Origin of the sequence: Radiobacillus kanasensis (assembly GCF_021049245.1) — a bacterium.
GTDB lineage: Bacteria > Bacillota > Bacilli > Bacillales > Amphibacillaceae > Radiobacillus > Radiobacillus kanasensis.
The window spans coordinates 3,794,323-3,811,365 of the sequence record NZ_CP088020.1; the positions used below are offsets into that span (position 1 = coordinate 3,794,323).

The 17,043-nt window shown below is 36.8% G+C and carries 16 protein-coding genes and 1 pseudogene; 14 read left to right on the forward strand and 3 right to left on the reverse strand.

Annotated elements, in window-relative coordinates; genetic code table 11:
• Positions 1–12: 12 nt before the first annotated feature.
• The 8 genes and pseudogenes from KO561_RS19220 (at position 13) to KO561_RS19260 (ending at position 6,173) form a co-directional block, all read left to right on the forward strand.
• The gene (locus KO561_RS19220; protein WP_231094921.1) at positions 13–567 is read left to right on the forward strand and encodes a CBO0543 family protein; all 555 of its coding nucleotides are present in this window, start codon (positions 13–15) and stop codon (positions 565–567) included.
• A gap of 179 nt (positions 568–746) precedes the next feature.
• Positions 747–1,568 (forward strand): FtsZ/tubulin family protein, encoded by an 822-nt coding sequence (locus tag KO561_RS19225; RefSeq protein WP_231094922.1) that lies wholly within the window; start codon positions 747–749, stop codon positions 1,566–1,568.
• A 121-nt stretch (positions 1,569–1,689) separates the two neighbouring features.
• Positions 1,690–2,205 carry an MFS transporter gene (locus KO561_RS19235; protein WP_408004831.1) on the forward strand — a complete coding sequence of 172 codons (516 nt, stop codon included), beginning with the start codon at positions 1,690–1,692 and terminating at the stop codon, positions 2,203–2,205.
• A gap of 465 nt (positions 2,206–2,670) precedes the next feature.
• Complete coding sequence (locus KO561_RS19240; protein ID WP_231094923.1) at positions 2,671–2,913, forward strand: hypothetical protein; 243 nt, start codon at positions 2,671–2,673, stop codon at positions 2,911–2,913.
• A gap of 210 nt (positions 2,914–3,123) precedes the next feature.
• Positions 3,124–3,381, forward strand: a pseudogene (locus KO561_RS19245) (IS21 family transposase); the annotation flags it as partial.
• A 222-nt stretch (positions 3,382–3,603) separates the two neighbouring features.
• Positions 3,604–4,134, forward strand: a complete 531-nt coding sequence (locus tag KO561_RS19250) for a hypothetical protein (RefSeq protein WP_231094924.1) — start codon at positions 3,604–3,606, stop codon at positions 4,132–4,134.
• Positions 4,135–4,890: 756 nt separating this feature from the next.
• Positions 4,891–5,340, forward strand: coding sequence for a staygreen family protein (locus KO561_RS19255; protein ID WP_231094925.1), 450 nt, complete (start codon positions 4,891–4,893; stop codon positions 5,338–5,340).
• An 89-nt stretch (positions 5,341–5,429) separates the two neighbouring features.
• The gene (locus KO561_RS19260; RefSeq protein ID WP_231094926.1) at positions 5,430–6,173 is read left to right on the forward strand and encodes a hypothetical protein; all 744 of its coding nucleotides are present in this window, start codon (positions 5,430–5,432) and stop codon (positions 6,171–6,173) included.
• A 30-nt stretch (positions 6,174–6,203) separates the two neighbouring features.
• Here the strand turns inward: KO561_RS19260 and KO561_RS19265 are convergent, their stop codons facing one another.
• The 3 genes from KO561_RS19265 to KO561_RS19275 form a co-directional block, all read right to left on the reverse strand.
• Complete coding sequence (locus KO561_RS19265; protein ID WP_231094927.1) at positions 6,204–7,730, reverse strand: N-6 DNA methylase; 1,527 nt, start codon at positions 7,728–7,730, stop codon at positions 6,204–6,206.
• 111 nt (positions 7,731–7,841) lie between these two features.
• Positions 7,842–8,933: a hypothetical protein gene (locus KO561_RS19270; protein WP_231094928.1), complete on the reverse strand. Its 1,092-nt coding sequence runs from the start codon at positions 8,931–8,933 to the stop codon at positions 7,842–7,844.
• Positions 8,934–9,075: 142 nt separating this feature from the next.
• Positions 9,076–9,696 carry a DUF3298 and DUF4163 domain-containing protein gene (locus tag KO561_RS19275; protein ID WP_231094929.1) on the reverse strand — a complete coding sequence of 207 codons (621 nt, stop codon included), beginning with the start codon at positions 9,694–9,696 and terminating at the stop codon, positions 9,076–9,078.
• 156 nt (positions 9,697–9,852) lie between these two features.
• On the opposite strand from KO561_RS19275, the gene KO561_RS19280 reads away from it, so the two are divergent.
• The 6 genes from KO561_RS19280 to KO561_RS19305 all read left to right on the forward strand — a co-directional run bounded on the left by KO561_RS19280 (position 9,853) and on the right by KO561_RS19305 (position 17,041).
• Positions 9,853–10,560 carry a CAP domain-containing protein gene (locus KO561_RS19280; RefSeq protein WP_231094930.1) on the forward strand — a complete coding sequence of 236 codons (708 nt, stop codon included), beginning with the start codon at positions 9,853–9,855 and terminating at the stop codon, positions 10,558–10,560.
• Between the two features lie 329 nt (positions 10,561–10,889).
• Positions 10,890–12,173, forward strand: a complete 1,284-nt coding sequence (locus KO561_RS19285; RefSeq protein ID WP_231094931.1) for an ABC transporter substrate-binding protein — start codon at positions 10,890–10,892, stop codon at positions 12,171–12,173.
• 128 nt (positions 12,174–12,301) lie between these two features.
• The gene (locus tag KO561_RS19290; RefSeq protein WP_231094932.1) at positions 12,302–13,153 is read left to right on the forward strand and encodes a carbohydrate ABC transporter permease; all 852 of its coding nucleotides are present in this window, start codon (positions 12,302–12,304) and stop codon (positions 13,151–13,153) included.
• 1 nt (position 13,154) lies between these two features.
• Entirely contained in the window at positions 13,155–13,997 is an 843-nt protein-coding gene (locus KO561_RS19295; protein ID WP_231094933.1) for a carbohydrate ABC transporter permease, read from the forward strand.
• Between the two features lie 38 nt (positions 13,998–14,035).
• Positions 14,036–16,111 (forward strand): beta-galactosidase, encoded by a 2,076-nt coding sequence (locus KO561_RS19300; RefSeq protein ID WP_231094934.1) that lies wholly within the window; start codon positions 14,036–14,038, stop codon positions 16,109–16,111.
• 90 nt (positions 16,112–16,201) lie between these two features.
• Positions 16,202–17,041, forward strand: coding sequence for an AraC family transcriptional regulator (locus KO561_RS19305; protein ID WP_231094935.1), 840 nt, complete (start codon positions 16,202–16,204; stop codon positions 17,039–17,041).
• The last annotated feature ends 2 nt before the right edge of the window (positions 17,042–17,043 follow it).

A 17,043-nucleotide genomic window follows, 5' to 3' on the forward strand; every position in this document is an offset into this window, starting at 1 on the left:
TGGGTGGAGAAAATGACAGACAAGTGGGAAGTATTTGATGAAGTTAGAAAACTTCAATTGAAATTAGTAGAGATAGATAAAGAAGGTTGGTTAAAATACGAATTTCTAACTTGGCAATGGTGGCTTTTATTAGCCATACTCATTATCCCGTGGATTATCTTTATATGGCTTCATGATCGCCAAAGATTGGTTTCCACTCTCCTAGTAGGGATAACCGTTGCTCTTATAACAATGCTCTTTGATGTGACTGGAAGTGACTATGGCTTTTGGGGATATCCAACAGAATTAGTGAGGCCAGGACCTGGAGCTTTTTCTTTTGATTTGGGTATTATCCCCGTTTCCGTTATGCTTACCTATCAATTTTTTCGAAAATGGAGCCACTACTTATTGATGTTAGTAATCCTTGCCCTGGTATTTGCCTTTATTGGTGAGCCTATTTCAGAAAAATTAGAACTTGTCCTATTTTTAAAGTGGAATCGAACTTTCTCTTTTTGCTACTACATTCTAGTTGGAATAAGTGTAAAAGCATTTACTGATAAGCTCTTAAAGATAGAGAGACAACCCTGATTGTCAGAAATAGAAACTGATCCCACCAAAAACTAAAGCATAAAATAATGGCAGATACTGAACAGACTTCTAACTGGTCTATTCAACAAAACTAGTCATTATTCTCGACAGGCTGTGACAGGTTTTATAGGAACACTCCTTTATAATGGACACAAAATGCAGAGTGGGGAGAAAGCAATATGGAGACATCTGTTAGTATTTATCAAATGAATAGCGGAATCTTACAATCGGAAAAAAAGATGGATGAGCTAGAGCCGAACGATATATGTTTTTATCGATTTATAGGAGGTAATCCTAGCGAAACAGAAGACTTAATAGAGCAATTGAGCGAAATCAAAGAGAGTCATGCCTTATTAATTGGCGTTTTTCGCTTTCCATTTAGGTTCGAAGGGAAAAAGAGATTTGAGACAGCTACGATGCAATATTTTCGGATGAAAGAATTTTGTGATGCGGTCATCTACTTTAATAGTGATGGGCTCATGGAAACAATTGATCCTAGTACCACGATTCATGATGCTAATCAAACATTTAACGCGATTGAAGAAGAAACAATCGGGACTTTACGAGAAATGGTGGAACAGACCGGTGAAATGAACATCGACTATCAGGATATCGAAACATTTATTAAAGAAAATAGAGGTCCTTTATTTGTACATACGGTGGAAGGAGATACGTTTGATGAACCATTAAAGTATTTGATTTCTACACCCTATCTACCAGAGGACTTTACGGACGGTAAGCAATTAATTATTAACATCGGATATACACGAGATATGGACATGGAGGCATTCCGCCAGATTAACCTCCGTCTTCACGATTTATTTTCCAAGGCAGACTTGTTTAAGTTAGGATCATATTTTATGGACGAGCCAGGCCAACGCTTTAAAATCACTTTGTTAGTGAATGGAATAGAAGACCCCATCGCAGCCCCTACAGACTACAAGAAAATCCCAAAATACAAAGACTTATTCAAAAAATGGACAGCCAAAATCGGGTGGTGAATGTCACCACCCGATTTTCCTTGTTTCACAAATAAGGTAACTTATCCTTTATTTTCGGATTAATCGCACAATACAAAAGGTCCAAGGGATTAGCGCAATTTGTAATTTCACCCAATGGGATATGTTTAGCTCCAGTGATTTTACCTTTTGTAACTTCATCAGCTTTACGAACATCGATAATGTTTACGTTTTCCCCTACTTAACTGGGTGGCTTCTATCTATTGGTGGGATAGGGGCAATAGGAGGAGCATTACTCACTAATTTGTTAACAAAGAAATTTTCTTATCGCACCATCTTATTTTTGGCTTCTTTTATTGGTGGGCTATCCATTGTTTTGTTCGGTGTAGCAAATACATACTTATTGTTAATTATTTCAAATACAATGGGTACTATGGCAGCTTCCATGATGAATCCTTGTATAGTTACCATTAGACAGACCTTAACTCCTGAATATCTGTTAGGACGAGTTCGAGCCACAAGCAGATTTATGACATGGATACTAATGCCAGTGGCTGCATTCTTGGCAGGTGTTCTATCAAATCAGTTTGGAACTAATTTTACAATAGTGCTTGGGGGAATAATTTCAACTGGTGCATCCTTTCTCTATTTACATCGTTCTTTAAAATATAAAAGTTAGGCTCTACAAAGAATTATTTATGAACTATTTGTTTATTTTACGAAATAACTATGTCACTAAAGAGTTTTTATAGAACAAGGATATATTTAGGTAATTAATCTAGAAAATTATCGAGTTTTATTTTTGAAAAATGCAATCCATCAAAATATATCAAACCTATCCTTAGATGTTTTAATATATGACTAGCTATTATTAGATGGTCTCTTCCTGAATTTGAATCCATAAGAATAAAGTAAGTATGTAAAGAGAAAAAATATTAAAAATGCTAATAATATTACTGTACTATTAAAAGGAAAAATGATTGTCTTCTCAGATGTATCTTTCCCTTTAGTTTCTGCCGAAACACTGCTAGAATAAATGAAAACAGTGACTGCGCATACAAGTAATATAAAACTATTTTTTACCATAAAATCCCTCCTTATTACAATTGTAACAGAGATGGAAATTAGTTGAAAGGGGTCAAAAATGAAAAAAAATAATAATTCAAAAATTTCATTTGATTCTATCGTTGGTTGGGCTGGAATGATAGCTATAATTAGTATGTCTTTTCTCGAAGTATCACTTATATATATATATATTGTTGGTATTTCCATGTTTATAGTTTTAATCGTAAAGGATTTATATAAAAGAACATGGAATAAAGAAACCACAATATATGTAATTATTGCTTTAGTATTAATAATACTTATTGTTTTTAAGGCTATATAAATTCAATAATGAGAAAGACAATAAATTATTTAATCGAGAGGTGAGTCGATATGATAAAGAGTAAAACTTACTCAACAGGAGAATTTTTAAACGAATAAGGATAGAGCTGTAAGCAACGGTGATAAAATCCCTAATAACGACGGTTTCAAATTCCCCAATAATAACAGATAATCATTTCTATACTAGATCTAGATTTGGAGAGTAGAGATGATAATTAAGATTGGGGAATATTTTATGATTAGAGAATTACATCAAAAAGGATGGTTAATTACGTCTATCTCTGAAGAAACTGGCTTTGACCCAAAAACTATTCGAAAGTACATAAATTCTGACGAATTACTAAAGCAGAAAAAGACTGATAGGACAAGCAGTAATTTGGATCCATTCAAAGATTATTTGAAGAAACGTATTAAAGAAGGAACTACGAATTGCACGGTACTTTTAGAACAAATCAAGGCTATGGGGTATAAAGTTACAACCGAATTCTTTTTTCACACCTGAAATTACAATTATGAATGATATGCCCTAGCATAATCAATATAGATTGTATTTTTTCTTAGATTATAAGCAAATTCCATTTACATATAAAAAGAAATCAATAAGTATTTCATTGATATTAATTTAAAGGATTCTTCCAAAAAAACGATTAACATAGAAACACCTAAAATAAGTGAAGGAAGACATGAATTCTTGGTATTAGCGGCAAGAAATCCAGACGAAAACCTTGATAAACCTACTTTTATCCCACCCGAACAGCTTTACATAACAAGTAGAAAGACACTTATTTCTGGAAAAGATATTAAGCCCAAAATAAAATATCAAAATATAGAAAATATCACTGCATCGGTAGATAAAAAAATAGGTAATATTTACATTTCCAAACAAACATCGACAGATATTAAAGATGCTATATCCCTTGAATATATGACTGATAATAATGGTTATTGGTTAAACATACCTCAAATAAGCCCTAATAAAAAACACGCGTTAATAATGATGATTGGAAATAAGCTGATAAATACCAAGTTAATTAAATCAAAACAAGCTGGTACATTACATTTACCTTTAAATATTAAGGATAATGATATTAGCAGTTATAATAACTTGATAATTGCGTCTATACCATCTCCGTTTGCTTCACTTGATTTAAAAGAGAATAAGGATATAATATCAACTTCTTTAATCAGGTTCACAAATAAAGTAAACCTAATAATGGAATGATTCATCCCCAACTTTCGGACTAGAAAAACTAATGAACCATGGACTAATTGACTGCTAGAGTTTTTCTTGCCTGAGCAAACACGTTCTATTGTACTCTTTTACTCCATCGCACATTAGGAAGCAGAAGAGAGTCTTGAGATTTATACCTGATTCATATACTATATTGTGAAAGCAAATAAAATTGTTAAATTTATTTAGTTTTTTATATTTATTTGACTAATATGTTTGACCATTTATTTATAACCTAGAACCAGATTAATCTGAACAAAATTTTTCATTTTCCTAAATAACATGAAAAATTCAGCAAATTAATTTAAAAATTATCCTGGTATGCGGAAATAATTTGCTCGTTTACATTTATATACTTAAAGTAATCCTGAGGGTTGTTCAGTAGGCGTACAACCCTAGCATAGTAAACGTTGAAAACTATAATTATCTACTGTAGATAAGGGAGGCGTTTAGCTTAATAAGCCAAAATAAAAAGTCGAGTTCCTAACGTACAGGAATTCGACTTTTTTAGATTAAAATTTGCTTAGCGTACAAAATTTCCGAAATGTTGGCGATACCCCTAATAGATCTTTCGATTGTTTCCTTCCTTCGCTTTCCGAACGTAACGGACAACCGAAACGTTTGGACACGTAAACGCATCTTCGATCTCATCATAAAGCCAATTGGCTGCGTTAAAGGCATGCGTTAACCTTACTTACACTTCCATTCATACATATAAAGTGACACATTATAAAAGGAAGTGACGGCATGACAGAATTAAATCCGAATAAGCTTACCGTAGAGTTTAGTGATACGGTTACAAAAACAGCACCTATTGTCGGACGTAAATATACCCTTACACACTCAGATGCAACAGCAGATCTTTTTCTAAACGTGAGTCGGTCCTACGCTTATGAGAAATTAACCGAGAAGAGAGATGAGGTATTGGGAGAGTGGGTGAAATTTAATCAAGCCTATTTCTTTCATGTGTATGTGCTAGTAAACGGTGGTCAATTTGATCCACAAACGGCGCAAGTTCGCGAGCAAGTATTTAGACGCGAGCTTCCACTTGCTCTAAAGGCTATCCGCTACGGTGACCGCTCTCTTTTTGAAACCTTTCCAACCCTAATCCATTCACCAATCGTTATTTTCTTTCAATCATTCCCATGTTCTACCAAAGAGCTTTGGGGGACTTTCTTTGATTTTGCAATTGAATAGCGAAAAAGAGAGCAAGACTTCTCATTGACACCTATTTACCACCATTGTGATATGATACAAAGTATCTAACACATATGGAGGTAGACCTCTTGAACCGAGACGCGATCATACAAACTATCCGAAAAGAAAGAGAGTTACTTGAATCGAGTATTAACCAACTTATCAAAGATCGAATCCAATACATTCCCATTGCGAACAAAGAATTAATGCCATATGGCTGGAGAAAAGCGGGTAAAGGCCGCACAGTGTGGAGAATTATTGAGGAAGTTATTAGTCAGAACCTCGAAATGTATGGCAGTCAGTATGGATTTAGATCCGTCATACCTGCACAATCAGAGGTTGGCGTCTATGACTTTGAATTCGACTTACAATCCGGATCAAAATCCTTCGTAAATATAAAATCTGCGGTAATAGACGGGAAAGTCAACAAAGATGATATTTCCAAAGCAATTGGACTCATCGACTTCCTAGAAGAAAATATGAACTGTAAGCTATACGTGGCAACCTTTTTAATTCGTTTCACCGAAGATATGAACGTGGAATTAGTAAAATGTATTGTCTGCCCAACAACCTGGATTCCGGATGTTTATGTAAATCCTAGTAATAACGGAAACCTTCAATCTAGTAAGTACAAGGACTTAACGGCTATGGTCCCTCGAACAAATCAGGAGTTTCTCGTCGAGTTAAAGGAACAAAATAAAATTGCAAAACTGGGTGGAAAAACGAAGCTACAAAAGCTTGTTTCCAAACAGATGAAAACTGGGGAAAGTCTAAGTAGTATTGCACAATCACTAGAATTAACCACAGAACAATTGAAAGTAATCATCGAATAAAAAGTAGAGCTTGGATATAGAATCCAAGCTCTACGTATTTGCAATCAAATCTTCATTAAAACGTTTAATCATCGCAATCGTTTCATTACTTATACCCGCCTGCTTATACACAAAATCATTTATGTTTTCTAACACATCTTGAAAGGACTTGCCCTCTCTCGCTCTCTCGTGAGCCGTTCTTGCAAATTCCCCCAACTTGGATTTCGCAGCTTCATCTACACGAAGTAAAGGGATTCGAGACACATAACCTGACGTAATCATATTGGAACGAATCATAACACCTCTTACTAGATACGTCACCAAACCAGAATTCAAATATGCCAATAACCACCATGCTTCTTCATCCTCACAAATAATGTTCGCATTCACCCCGTAGGTTGCATTCTCGGGTAAGCGACATGCCGTGAACGCTACTCCCATCGAGGAGCAGGTGATTCCAGGTTGAAACAATAAAGGCTTATTTCGAACCATAAAATTCTTAATCTCTTTATCGAATTTCAAAAAATCCTTGTGCAAATATAATTGATTACCCGTGTAAAAACGATTTTTCCCCGGGTTTTTATAAAATGGGATGGTGAACGGATCCTTTCTTTCTTTCGATAGATATAACTCATCTTTCCCTGTTGAAATCCCCGTAATACATTTGAACGCTTCACCCAGTCGTTCTTCGGAAAAAAGAACTTTAATGTCATCCGGACACTCAATAATAAACTCGTCATTGTCATTTAGATTCGTTAATACAATATCCTCTAACGTGTATTGCCTCGCTATACCTGTTTCGTAATCATCAAGCTGCCTAGCAAGTTGTGCTTGAAATACTTTTTTATTTGAAGGACGATTAGCAATCGAAATTCCTTCCTGAAACTTCTTCCCTTTTTGCAAAATGATAATGCTTGTCCTCACATCCGCATCTTGTTCATGAAACAAATCAATCGGACACATCGTGATTTCATGGATTGTACATTCTTGCAAAATTTTTCTTCTCAAATCTGTATGTGCCTTGGCTGTGAAGAAAGAATCGTACGTGATTAAGCCGATGACAGCTCCTTCTTTCGCGACATCTATAATTGCGGAAAAGAACATACTATACATGTTGTGCACGCCAACATCGTCAAACAAGTTCTTCAATGCTGTCTTGTTATTTTTTATATAATCCACTTCATGGCAGTTATAAGGTGGGTTAGCAATAATATAATCATAGTCTAATTCTGCTTTTGCATGGCTTTCCTTTAGAAGGTCATCCATTGTTAGCTGAGTATGTTCTGCGTTTCTTTTTGTCTCCTCATAGAAAGCAACAAAATCTCTTTGAATAAAATGACATTTGTAATTTTCTTTATGACGAAAAACATCAATGCCATCAACCTGTTTCCCTCTAGCAAAAAATGTTTCTAACAGCTCTTCCTTTCCCACACATGGATCCAATACCTTGTCACCATCTGGCTTTAGAACAAGAAGGCGATTGCTTATATAATTGGCAACGAAAGCCGGGGTAAAGTAGTAGCCTAATTCTCTTCGATCGATGTTATCTTTTTCTATTACTTTGACATGTCTACCCATTACAATCTCCTCCTATCTAAAAAGTATAATACACCATCTTTCATATAGCCATGAAAGGATACTCGAACACAAGTAAACCAGGATTCGCGCTTCCTGAATCCTGGTTTTCCTCTATACCCTCTTCATCGTTATACTTTGACGCTTCAAGTTATTATCATAATATACAAGCTCAAATGTATCCTCGCTTGTCACATAAATTATAAAGTTCCGTTTAACTGGTTCCTCTGAAACAACTGGTTCTACACTATCCCCTTCTTCATCAACCGTGACCGGGTAGAGATATAATTTATACGAGTTTTTATCCAGTTTTTCAAACTTATAGTTCATGATGTCAGGGATTTCATCTGCATTGACTATATGGTTTTCCAAAGCTAAATAGCCATCATCAGAAAAACTCATACGTACTAATAGTTGTGGACCATCCATAATCGTTTCTTCATAGGCTTCCCAGTCCCCATCTAATATTGGTACTTGTACTAAGTTTTCCTCTTTTGGATGCTGCAGAGGCATAAATTTATAGATGAAGTCATAAAGCTCCATGTCCATACTGTCATACGTCTCTTCTTTTAGCGACTTAAAGTCTTTATAATAAGGAGCCCGAATATCATTAGGATTATACTTGAGCAATGCCTCGGAAACAACAAAGTGGTAGGAGCCTTTATAGTAGTGGTAGCCTTGGTAGTATGCGAACTCATCCCCATTCGGATTTTCCACTTGTGATACGACCATTGCTTCTTCAATACTCCGAAACCCCATCATAACTCCATCCGGGTTAATCATCGTTAAGTTTTTATATAACGTTCCATCTGCTTCTTCATATTCTTTAAAATTACTATATTCCGATTCGTATGTAACAATTGGATACTTCATCTCACCAGGCTTATATTCATCTACTTTTGTCGGTTGCTTTTCCCTTTCTGTATTTTCCCTTTCCGTTTCATCTGGTTTTGCACCCGGCTCTTTCACACCTTCTTCTTGTGCGCTTGCCTCTTGTTCAGAAGGTACTTCCATTATTTTATCCTTAATACCAGGAATAACTAATACAACTCCCACGACAATGAGTAAAAATCCCGTTATTGCCATAGATATAGCCGCTATAGGAAATGAATCATTTTTCTTGATTTGCCTCATTATCAACAAAACGATAGATGTAATGAGCAATACTAATCCGATGCCTAAAAAGATCAAAGTTAGATTATACACTGTTAGAGCTCCTTTGGGTTTATGTATAAAAATGCTGACAAGATATAATACCATTTTTTCTGCTGTTTTTAATAGTTTATTTTATCTCTCACATAAAAAAAGCCCACCTCCATAAAAAAGGTGGGTTCGCTTAACAGTAAACTTAGTTATTTACAGCCATTCTTCCCAGTGGTCCATCTTCTTTCAAGATATCTTGAAGATCATAGACGGAAATTGGGAACATAGGGAATCCAAAAACATAAGGCGTTATCTCATACAGTTGGAAGTAAATAATCAATGCTTTATCCGCTATATAAAAATCTTGATTTGGTTCAATTTTAGTGAAATCATCTAGCAGCTGAATATCCCTCTCTTTTATCTGCTCTTTAATTAAAGTAGACAGCCTTTCCACATAGTTGCTACCGGGCTTAAACAAATCGCTAAGTTTACATAGCTTTCCTTCTTCCAAATCAAACGTTAACGACTTTATATAGGTCATCCCATGGGCTGCTTGTTTATGATAAGTGTAATTAGAAAGAGATAAACTTAACACCTGACGTTGGTTATTTTTAATTTCGTATTGACCTATCACTTCTTCCACAGACGTAGGTATATCGCCATATTGCAGGTCGATTAGCTCCTGTGTTCCCTCCACAATTTTTTTATTTATATAGCTTAGTAAGGAATAGTTTTTTATTCCATATATCTGTGGGTAATAAACGGTCTTTTTCGGTCCTTCACTAATGACTTCCGTTTTAATATTTACCGGTAAAAAATCAAGCATCTTCCTCACCCTTTTCACGTTTATTATCCAGTGTATTCTTAAAAAAGATGGGCGTGTTAAAAGTAATAGAAGTATCTAATTCCTTTGTTTAAAATTACCAATTTATTTTCTTTAAAGTGAGAGAAAATACTAGCAAAAACAAAGGAGATTTTCATCATGAAATATAACAAACTTACTTTTATTATTCCTATTATGTTGTTACTAGTTGCATGTAACAACAACGATCAGGCGGGTGAGAATAACCCACATGACAACAATCTCAATATTTCTAGTTTGAGAACCGATTCAAACAGCCAAAATTATCCGGAAACGGAACCCGTAAAAATTCAAGATAAGAAGTACGAGTTTAGAACAAAACCGGGACAAGGTGCACCAAACAAACAGCAAGGTATGAACCAACAACAACCAAAAAATCAATCCAATCAAGGTGCGTCGCCACAAGCCCAGCAACAGTCTAATAAGAAAGCTCCACAAAACAATCAAGGGGCACATGAATTTGTCACTGCTGTCATAGAGCTAACCAATGCAGAAAGACAGAAGGAAGGCTTACCACCTTTAGAAGCATATCCTGAATTAAACAATGTAGCAGATACCAAGGCACAAGATATGAATGACAAGGGCTATTTTTCACATACAAGTCCAACTTACGGATCTCCGTTTGATATGATGCGGGACTTCGGCATTACTTATCAAGCTGCTGGTGAAAATATTGCGCAAGGTCAACGTACCCCAGAAGATGTCGTCAATGCTTGGATGAATAGTGAAGGACACCGCGCGAATATTCTAGATCAGAATTTCACGCATATTGGTGTCGGTTTTGAACAAGCTGGAAATCAGTGGGTGCAGATGTTTGTGAAAAAGTAAAAAATAAAATAAATATTACTTATTCAAAAAGTAGAGCCGTGTATGTACTTAGCACGGCTTTTTTTATTTCGGAACGCTTAAAAGTAGATCTCCTCTTTCTTTAGTCCATGCTTTTCTAATACTTCTTTACAAACTCCCTTAGATAAAACAATAAAACCACCAACATTCACTTTCATATTCTTATATTAATTATGAAAATTATTATATTTAAAACAACGTGAAAACGCTTTATACTCGGATATAACAGGATAAACAAAGAAAATAGACTCATATAAAGATAGCACTATTTCCTTTAGTTTATTGATAAAAATAAAAATGGAGGGTCAAAAATGAAGAAATCTCTACTAATATTCAGCTTTCTACTAATCGCTGCTTTCACCTTAACAGCCTGTGGAGGGAACGATGGTGATGCAAATGAAAGTGGCGGTGAAGAAAGTACGAAAGGCGAACTAACCATGTGGGCTACGAACATCAATGTGCCCGTATTAGAACAGGCAGCGGAACTTTATAAAGAAGAACATCCTGATTTTAAATTGAATGTAGTTGAAATGAATAATGAAGATATTGATAAAAAACTAAAAATTGGTTTACAAGCTGGGAACGAAGGGTTACCAGATGCCATGTTAAATGTGGATGATGGTTTATCTGGACTATTCTATAATTTCCCAGACGCATTTGTTAATCTTTCTGAAAAAGGGTTTGATGAGCACAAAGATCAATTCCCATCTTACAAGATTGATAGCGTTTCTCACGAAGGAAGCATTTATGCATTCCCATTTGATGCTGGTCCTGTAGGAGTCTTTTATCGCACCGACCTCTTTGAACAAGCTGGTGTAGATGCGAGCCAAATTAAAACATGGGATGACTACGTGGAAGCAGGTAAGAAGATTAAAGAAGCAACTGGTGTCAAGATGCTGAGCTATGATGCTAACGAATCTACGGTATATACGATTCTATTAAGCCAGCAAGGTATGGGTTATTTTAACGATGATGAAGAAACAACCATCGCTACAGAAGAATCCATTAACGCTGCAACCTTATTCCAAGATCTAGCTGAAAATGACTTACTTATTGGTACGAATGGTTGGAGTCCATGGGTTACATCCTTATCAGAAGGCCAAACCGCTACTGCAATGGCTGGTGCATGGTTAATTGGAACTTTAGAACAACAAGTGCCAGATTCAGCTGGTAACTGGGGCGTTATGCCACTTCCAGCATTTGAAGAAGGCGGAAGTGGAGCGGCGAACCAAGGGGGAAGCTCTTTCACTATCAATGCAAAAAGTGAAAATGCAGATTTAGCTTACGATTTCTTAGAGTTTTTTGTCACATCGTATGAAGCACAAGAATTAGCGATGGAGGGTGGATTATTCCCAACATATGCTCCCGTCTATGAATCCGAATTATTCACACAAGAGCTTGAGTACTTCGGTGGTCAAAAAGCATGGGAATTCTTTGCTGGTCAAATGGAAAAGATCCCTTCTGTGAACTATACCGTGAATGACGTAGTTGCTCGTGAAGAAGTCATTAAAACACAAGCGGAAGTAGTAAATGGTACGGATCCAGAAGAATCCTTAAAGAGTGCAAAAGAACGCGTAGAAACAAGATTAAAATAAAGCTTTTGTTCGTAAAGATGCTAAACCTAGAGAAAAGGTATTAAGTTTTTAATATCTTTTCTCTTTCATTACTTTCTATCCATATAAGAAAGACTGATTCACGGATATAAACATTGGAGGAAAACAGAATGTTACACAAGCGGCTTACCCCTTATATGTTTTTAGCTCCAGCATTAATCTTATTTTTGTGGTTTACCGCCTACCCCATTGTAGCTTCCTTAATTTTAAGCTTTCAAAAGTTAGAGGGCGGTAAATATGTTTTTGCTGGTTTAGCCAATTACACCAGACTTTTTCAAGATAGCGTGTTTTATGAGGCATTAAAAAATACATTTATTTTCTTAATTGTACAGGTACCGATTATGTTAATCCTTGCCCTTATACTGGCAAGTGCCTTAAATAGCAAATTACTTAAGCTACGAGGACTATTTCGAGTAGGTTTCTTTATGCCTGCCGTTACGTCATTAGTTGCCTATGCAATTTTATTTTCCATCATGCTCCAAGATACAGGATTACTTAATCAATTCCTAGCCTTATTCGGAATTGACAATATTAAGTGGCTATCCCACCCGTTCTGGGCCAAATTCTCCATCATAATGGCCATGACATGGAGATGGACTGGTTACAATATGGTGATCTACTTAGCCGCCATGCAAAACATTCCTGAGGAATTATACGAAGCTGCTTCCTTAGATGGGGCTGGGAAAGTAAAACAATTCCTAAACATCACCGTTCCACAGCTTAAACCAGTTATTCTGTTCACGGCTATTATCTCTACCATTTCAACCTTACAGTTATTCGATGAACCTTATAACCTGACAAACGGTGGACCAGCAGATGCGACATTAACATTAGGCCTCTATATTTATCGAGTTGGTTTCAGTTATTTTGATTTCGGTTATGCTTCCGCGATGGCCTATATCATTGTGGTAATCGTAGCTATATTATCCATCATTCAATTAAAAGTAGCAGGAGATGATTAAGATGGAACATACAAATAAAAAACCAAGTCAGCTAATCTCTAAGATACTCTTATATTTCTCTTTATGTGTCTTTTTGTTTATCTCCATCTTCCCGTTCTACTGGATGTTTGTAGGTTCTACCAATCATACAAGTAAAATGTTTACAAACCCTCCTACGTTAACGTTTGGAGATCAATTTATGACCAATCTAACAAACTTAAATGAATCGATAGGAATCTTCCGAGTACTCTTTAACTCTTTATTCGTTTCCTTAACATTCGTTATTCTATCTCTATTAGTTTGTACATTTGCCGCTTATGCTTTATCAAAATTCAAGTTTAAGGGAAGAAATACGATTTTCTTAGTGTTTGTACTTTCTATGATGATCCCTTACCAAGCTACACTGATTCCTTTGTTCCGCATGATGACGGAATTCAACTTATTAAATACGTACTTTGCATTGATTGCACCTCAGCTGTGCTTTCCGTTCGCTATCTTTTTAATGAGACAAAACTTTCTAGCGTTTCCAGACTCCCTTATTGAATCTTCTAGAATTGATGGAGCTGGGGAGTTCCGAATCTTTTGGTCCGTTGTATTGCCATCGATGAAACCAGCACTAGCCGCTACGTCTATTTATCTATTTATGATGCAGTGGAACAATTTCATGTGGCCGCTAGTCGCGGTTAATTCCCCGGAAATGTACACATTTCCTGTAGCATTATCAAGTTTAATCGGGATCTCCATGATTGATTATGGCCAAATTATGGTCGGAATCTCCATTGCTACAGTCCCTATTATTATCTTTTTCTTATTGTTACAAAGACACTTCATTGCTGGGATGCTGGGTAGTGCGGTTAAAGGATAGAACAAGCGACAAAAACAACTATGTGAGGAGTAATAATTATGGTTAAGAAATACCCAGCCATTCATCATAACTTAAAAGGATTTATGCATGGTGGAGACTATAATCCAGATCAATGGCTTCGCTATCCAGGCATCTTGGAAGAAGACTATCGTTTAATGAAACTAGCAAAATGTAATACCTTCTCCATCAATATCTTTAGCTGGAGTGCCATTGAGCCTGAAGAGGGGACTTACCATTTTGAATGGTTAGATAAAATCATGGATGACCTTTCCGAACAAGAATCCCATGTCATTTTAGCGACACCTAGTGGAGCCAGACCTGCTTGGCTATCACAAAAATATCCAGAAGTACTGCGTATGGAAAGCAATCGAGTACGGAACCTGCACGGGTTACGTCATAACCATTGTTTTACCTCACCCGTATACCGAGACAAAACTGCAGATCTGAACCGTATTTTAGCTGAACGGTATAAAAATCATCCAGCCCTTATTATGTGGCATGTATCAAACGAGTACGGCGGAGATTGTCACTGTGACCTTTGCCAGGATGCGTTTAGAAGCTGGTTAAAAAATAAATATCAAACCTTGGATGAGCTAAACCACGCTTGGTGGACTGGATTCTGGAGTCATACGTTTACCGATTGGGAACAAATTGAGTCACCTGCACCACATGGTGAATATCAAATTCACGGTCATAACCTAGATTGGAAACGCTTTGTTACCGATCAAACGATTGATTTCTATAAAAACGAAATTGCTCCCTTAAGAGAAATCACTCCAGATATCCCAGTCACCACCAACTTTATGGGGGATTACCCAAAAATGGGACCATACCTTGGTTTAAACTATGATAAGTTTGCGAAAGAAGTCGATGTCGTGACATGGGATAGTTATCCGGCATGGCATAGTAACTATCAAAAAACGTGGGAGCTTGCTGCAGACGTTGGATTTGTCCATGATGTATTTCGGTCCTTAAAGGATGGTCAACCATTCCTCATTCTGGAGAGTACACCTAGTCTAGTAAACTGGCATAAGGTAAACAAAGCAAAACGACCTGGCATGCATCTATTATCCGCCATGCAGTCTGTTGCTCATGGGTCCGATTCTATTCTTTACTTTCAGTGGAGAAAAGGAAGAGGCGCTTCCGAAAAGTTTCACGGAGCTGTTGTCGATCATGTCGGACATGAACATACTCGTGTATTTCGTGAGGTCACAGAGGTTGGCCATGCTTTAGAACAAATTCAAGAAGTAGCTGGTGCATCTGTTGAAGCAGAGGTTGCTATTATCTACGATTGGGAAAACCAATGGGCCATCGATGATGCTCAAGGCTTAAAGAATGAAAATAAGGAATACATTAAAACCTGTCAGCAGCATTACCAAGCTTTTTGGAAAAAAGGAATCCCAGTCGATATCATCTCTATGGACAAAGACCTATCTAAATATAAGCTCGTAATCGCACCGATGCTTTATATGGTTCGCCCAGGAGTAGCCGAGCGCATTGAGGAATTTGTCGCTAACGGCGGCACATATGTAGCGACGTATTGGAGTGGAATTGTCGGCGAAAATGACCTTTGTTTCCTTGGCGGTTTCCCTGGACCGTTGCGTAATGTGCTCGGAGTTTGGGCGGAAGAGATTGATACACTATATGAGACAGACTTCAATGAAGTGCAATTTACAGCAAATGGCGCAGAACCGGCGACTTATTCTGCTAGAGATTACTGTGAAGTAATCCATGCAGAAAGCGCAGAAGTATTGGCAGAATTTAAGCATGACTTCTATCAAGGATCACCTGCTGTAACGAAAAATAGTTTCGGAAAAGGTTCTGCCTATTACATTGCCTCTCGGAATAGTCCGGAGTTTCATGATGATTTTTACCGCCAACTCGTAGATAACTTAAGCATTCAAACCATTATCAAAGGTCCTATCCCTGAAAACATTAGCGTGCAAAAGAGATCCGACGGGGTACATGATTATATCTTTGTCATGAATTTTCACGATACCAATCAAACAGTAGATTTAGAAGAAGGACGACCATATATTAATCTACTTTCCAATAGAGATGTATCCGGAAGATTAAATCTCGGGCCTTATGGAGTAGCCGTGCTTAAACATTAAAACACAAAACCTGTAAGCGTTACCCACCAGCTTGCAGGTTTTGCTATAATCAATAGTAACTAGAGTAGAGTGAAGTTAGGAGAACAGGCCATGAATCAAATAAAAATACGCCATACCTTTTCTTCCATTGAAAAATCCTTACCTCTTTTTATTGAAAGTATTGGGTTCAATCCACAAGAAGAGGATTTTGCTAGGCCAGAGGGATATCCTTATTACCATTGGTTACAGACTATCAAGGGTACAGGAACTTTTTCACTTTCTGGGGAAAAGTACGTCTTGACTCCAGGAAAGGGGATTTTTCTCACTCCCTTTACTCCTCATTCCTATCATACGACCGGATCTAAGTGGTCTACCTTGTATGTTACCTTTGGAGGTTCCTCGGTCGATTCCATCTTAAATTCTTTAGAGCTTAATTTTTCCGCACTGTATGCCGAATCAGAGGAAGTACCTTTCTCCAGCTTAATCAAGGATATGTTAAAAAAGGTAGAGAAAGATTCGGAGTTTTCGAAGCTAGAACTTTCTCGTGATCTATATAGCTTTATCATTATGCTCAAGCAATATGGAAAATTAAAAATACAGCGTTCTTTATCGCAATCCTTCGATAAAATCAAACCTGTCGTGGACTGGATAGAAGGTCATTACTCAGAGAACATTGGATTAGCAGATATGGCGGATGTTATGAATATGAGCTCCCAGCATCTAACAACCATCTTCCGTGGAACATTTGGAATGAGCCCTTATTCCTTTCTCATCCAGCTCCGTATTAGAGAAGCGAAGAAGAAGCTTGTATCCGATCATTCCGTTTCCTTGAAAGAAATTGCCGATCAAGTTGGCTTTAATGATGTAAGTCACTTCGTAGCTACTTTTCGAAAAATCGAAGGAATTACACCAAAAAAATATAGGAATCTGTTCAACAAAAAGCTCCAGTAAAC

Excerpts from the sequence above, each read along its gene's own strand:
- KO561_RS19280 (WP_231094930.1), top strand. The coding sequence starts at position 9,853 with ATGAAATATAACAAACTTACTTTTATTATTCCTATTATGTTGTTACTA.
- KO561_RS19220 (WP_231094921.1), top strand. The coding sequence starts at position 13 with ATGACAGACAAGTGGGAAGTATTTGATGAAGTTAGAAAACTTCAATTG.
- KO561_RS19300 (WP_231094934.1), top strand. The coding sequence starts at position 14,036 with ATGGTTAAGAAATACCCAGCCATTCATCATAACTTAAAAGGATTTATG.
- KO561_RS19285 (WP_231094931.1), top strand. The coding sequence starts at position 10,890 with ATGAAGAAATCTCTACTAATATTCAGCTTTCTACTAATCGCTGCTTTC.
- KO561_RS19290 (WP_231094932.1), top strand. The coding sequence starts at position 12,302 with ATGTTACACAAGCGGCTTACCCCTTATATGTTTTTAGCTCCAGCATTA.
- KO561_RS19255 (WP_231094925.1), top strand. The coding sequence starts at position 4,891 with ATGACAGAATTAAATCCGAATAAGCTTACCGTAGAGTTTAGTGATACG.
- KO561_RS19295 (WP_231094933.1), top strand. The coding sequence starts at position 13,155 with ATGGAACATACAAATAAAAAACCAAGTCAGCTAATCTCTAAGATACTC.
- KO561_RS19305 (WP_231094935.1), top strand. The coding sequence starts at position 16,202 with ATGAATCAAATAAAAATACGCCATACCTTTTCTTCCATTGAAAAATCC.
- KO561_RS19265 (WP_231094927.1), bottom strand. The coding sequence starts at position 7,730 with ATGGGTAGACATGTCAAAGTAATAGAAAAAGATAACATCGATCGAAGA.
- KO561_RS19275 (WP_231094929.1), bottom strand. The coding sequence starts at position 9,696 with ATGCTTGATTTTTTACCGGTAAATATTAAAACGGAAGTCATTAGTGAA.
- KO561_RS19235 (WP_408004831.1), top strand. The coding sequence starts at position 1,690 with ATGTTTAGCTCCAGTGATTTTACCTTTTGTAACTTCATCAGCTTTACG.
- KO561_RS19240 (WP_231094923.1), top strand. The coding sequence starts at position 2,671 with ATGAAAAAAAATAATAATTCAAAAATTTCATTTGATTCTATCGTTGGT.
- KO561_RS19225 (WP_231094922.1), top strand. The coding sequence starts at position 747 with ATGGAGACATCTGTTAGTATTTATCAAATGAATAGCGGAATCTTACAA.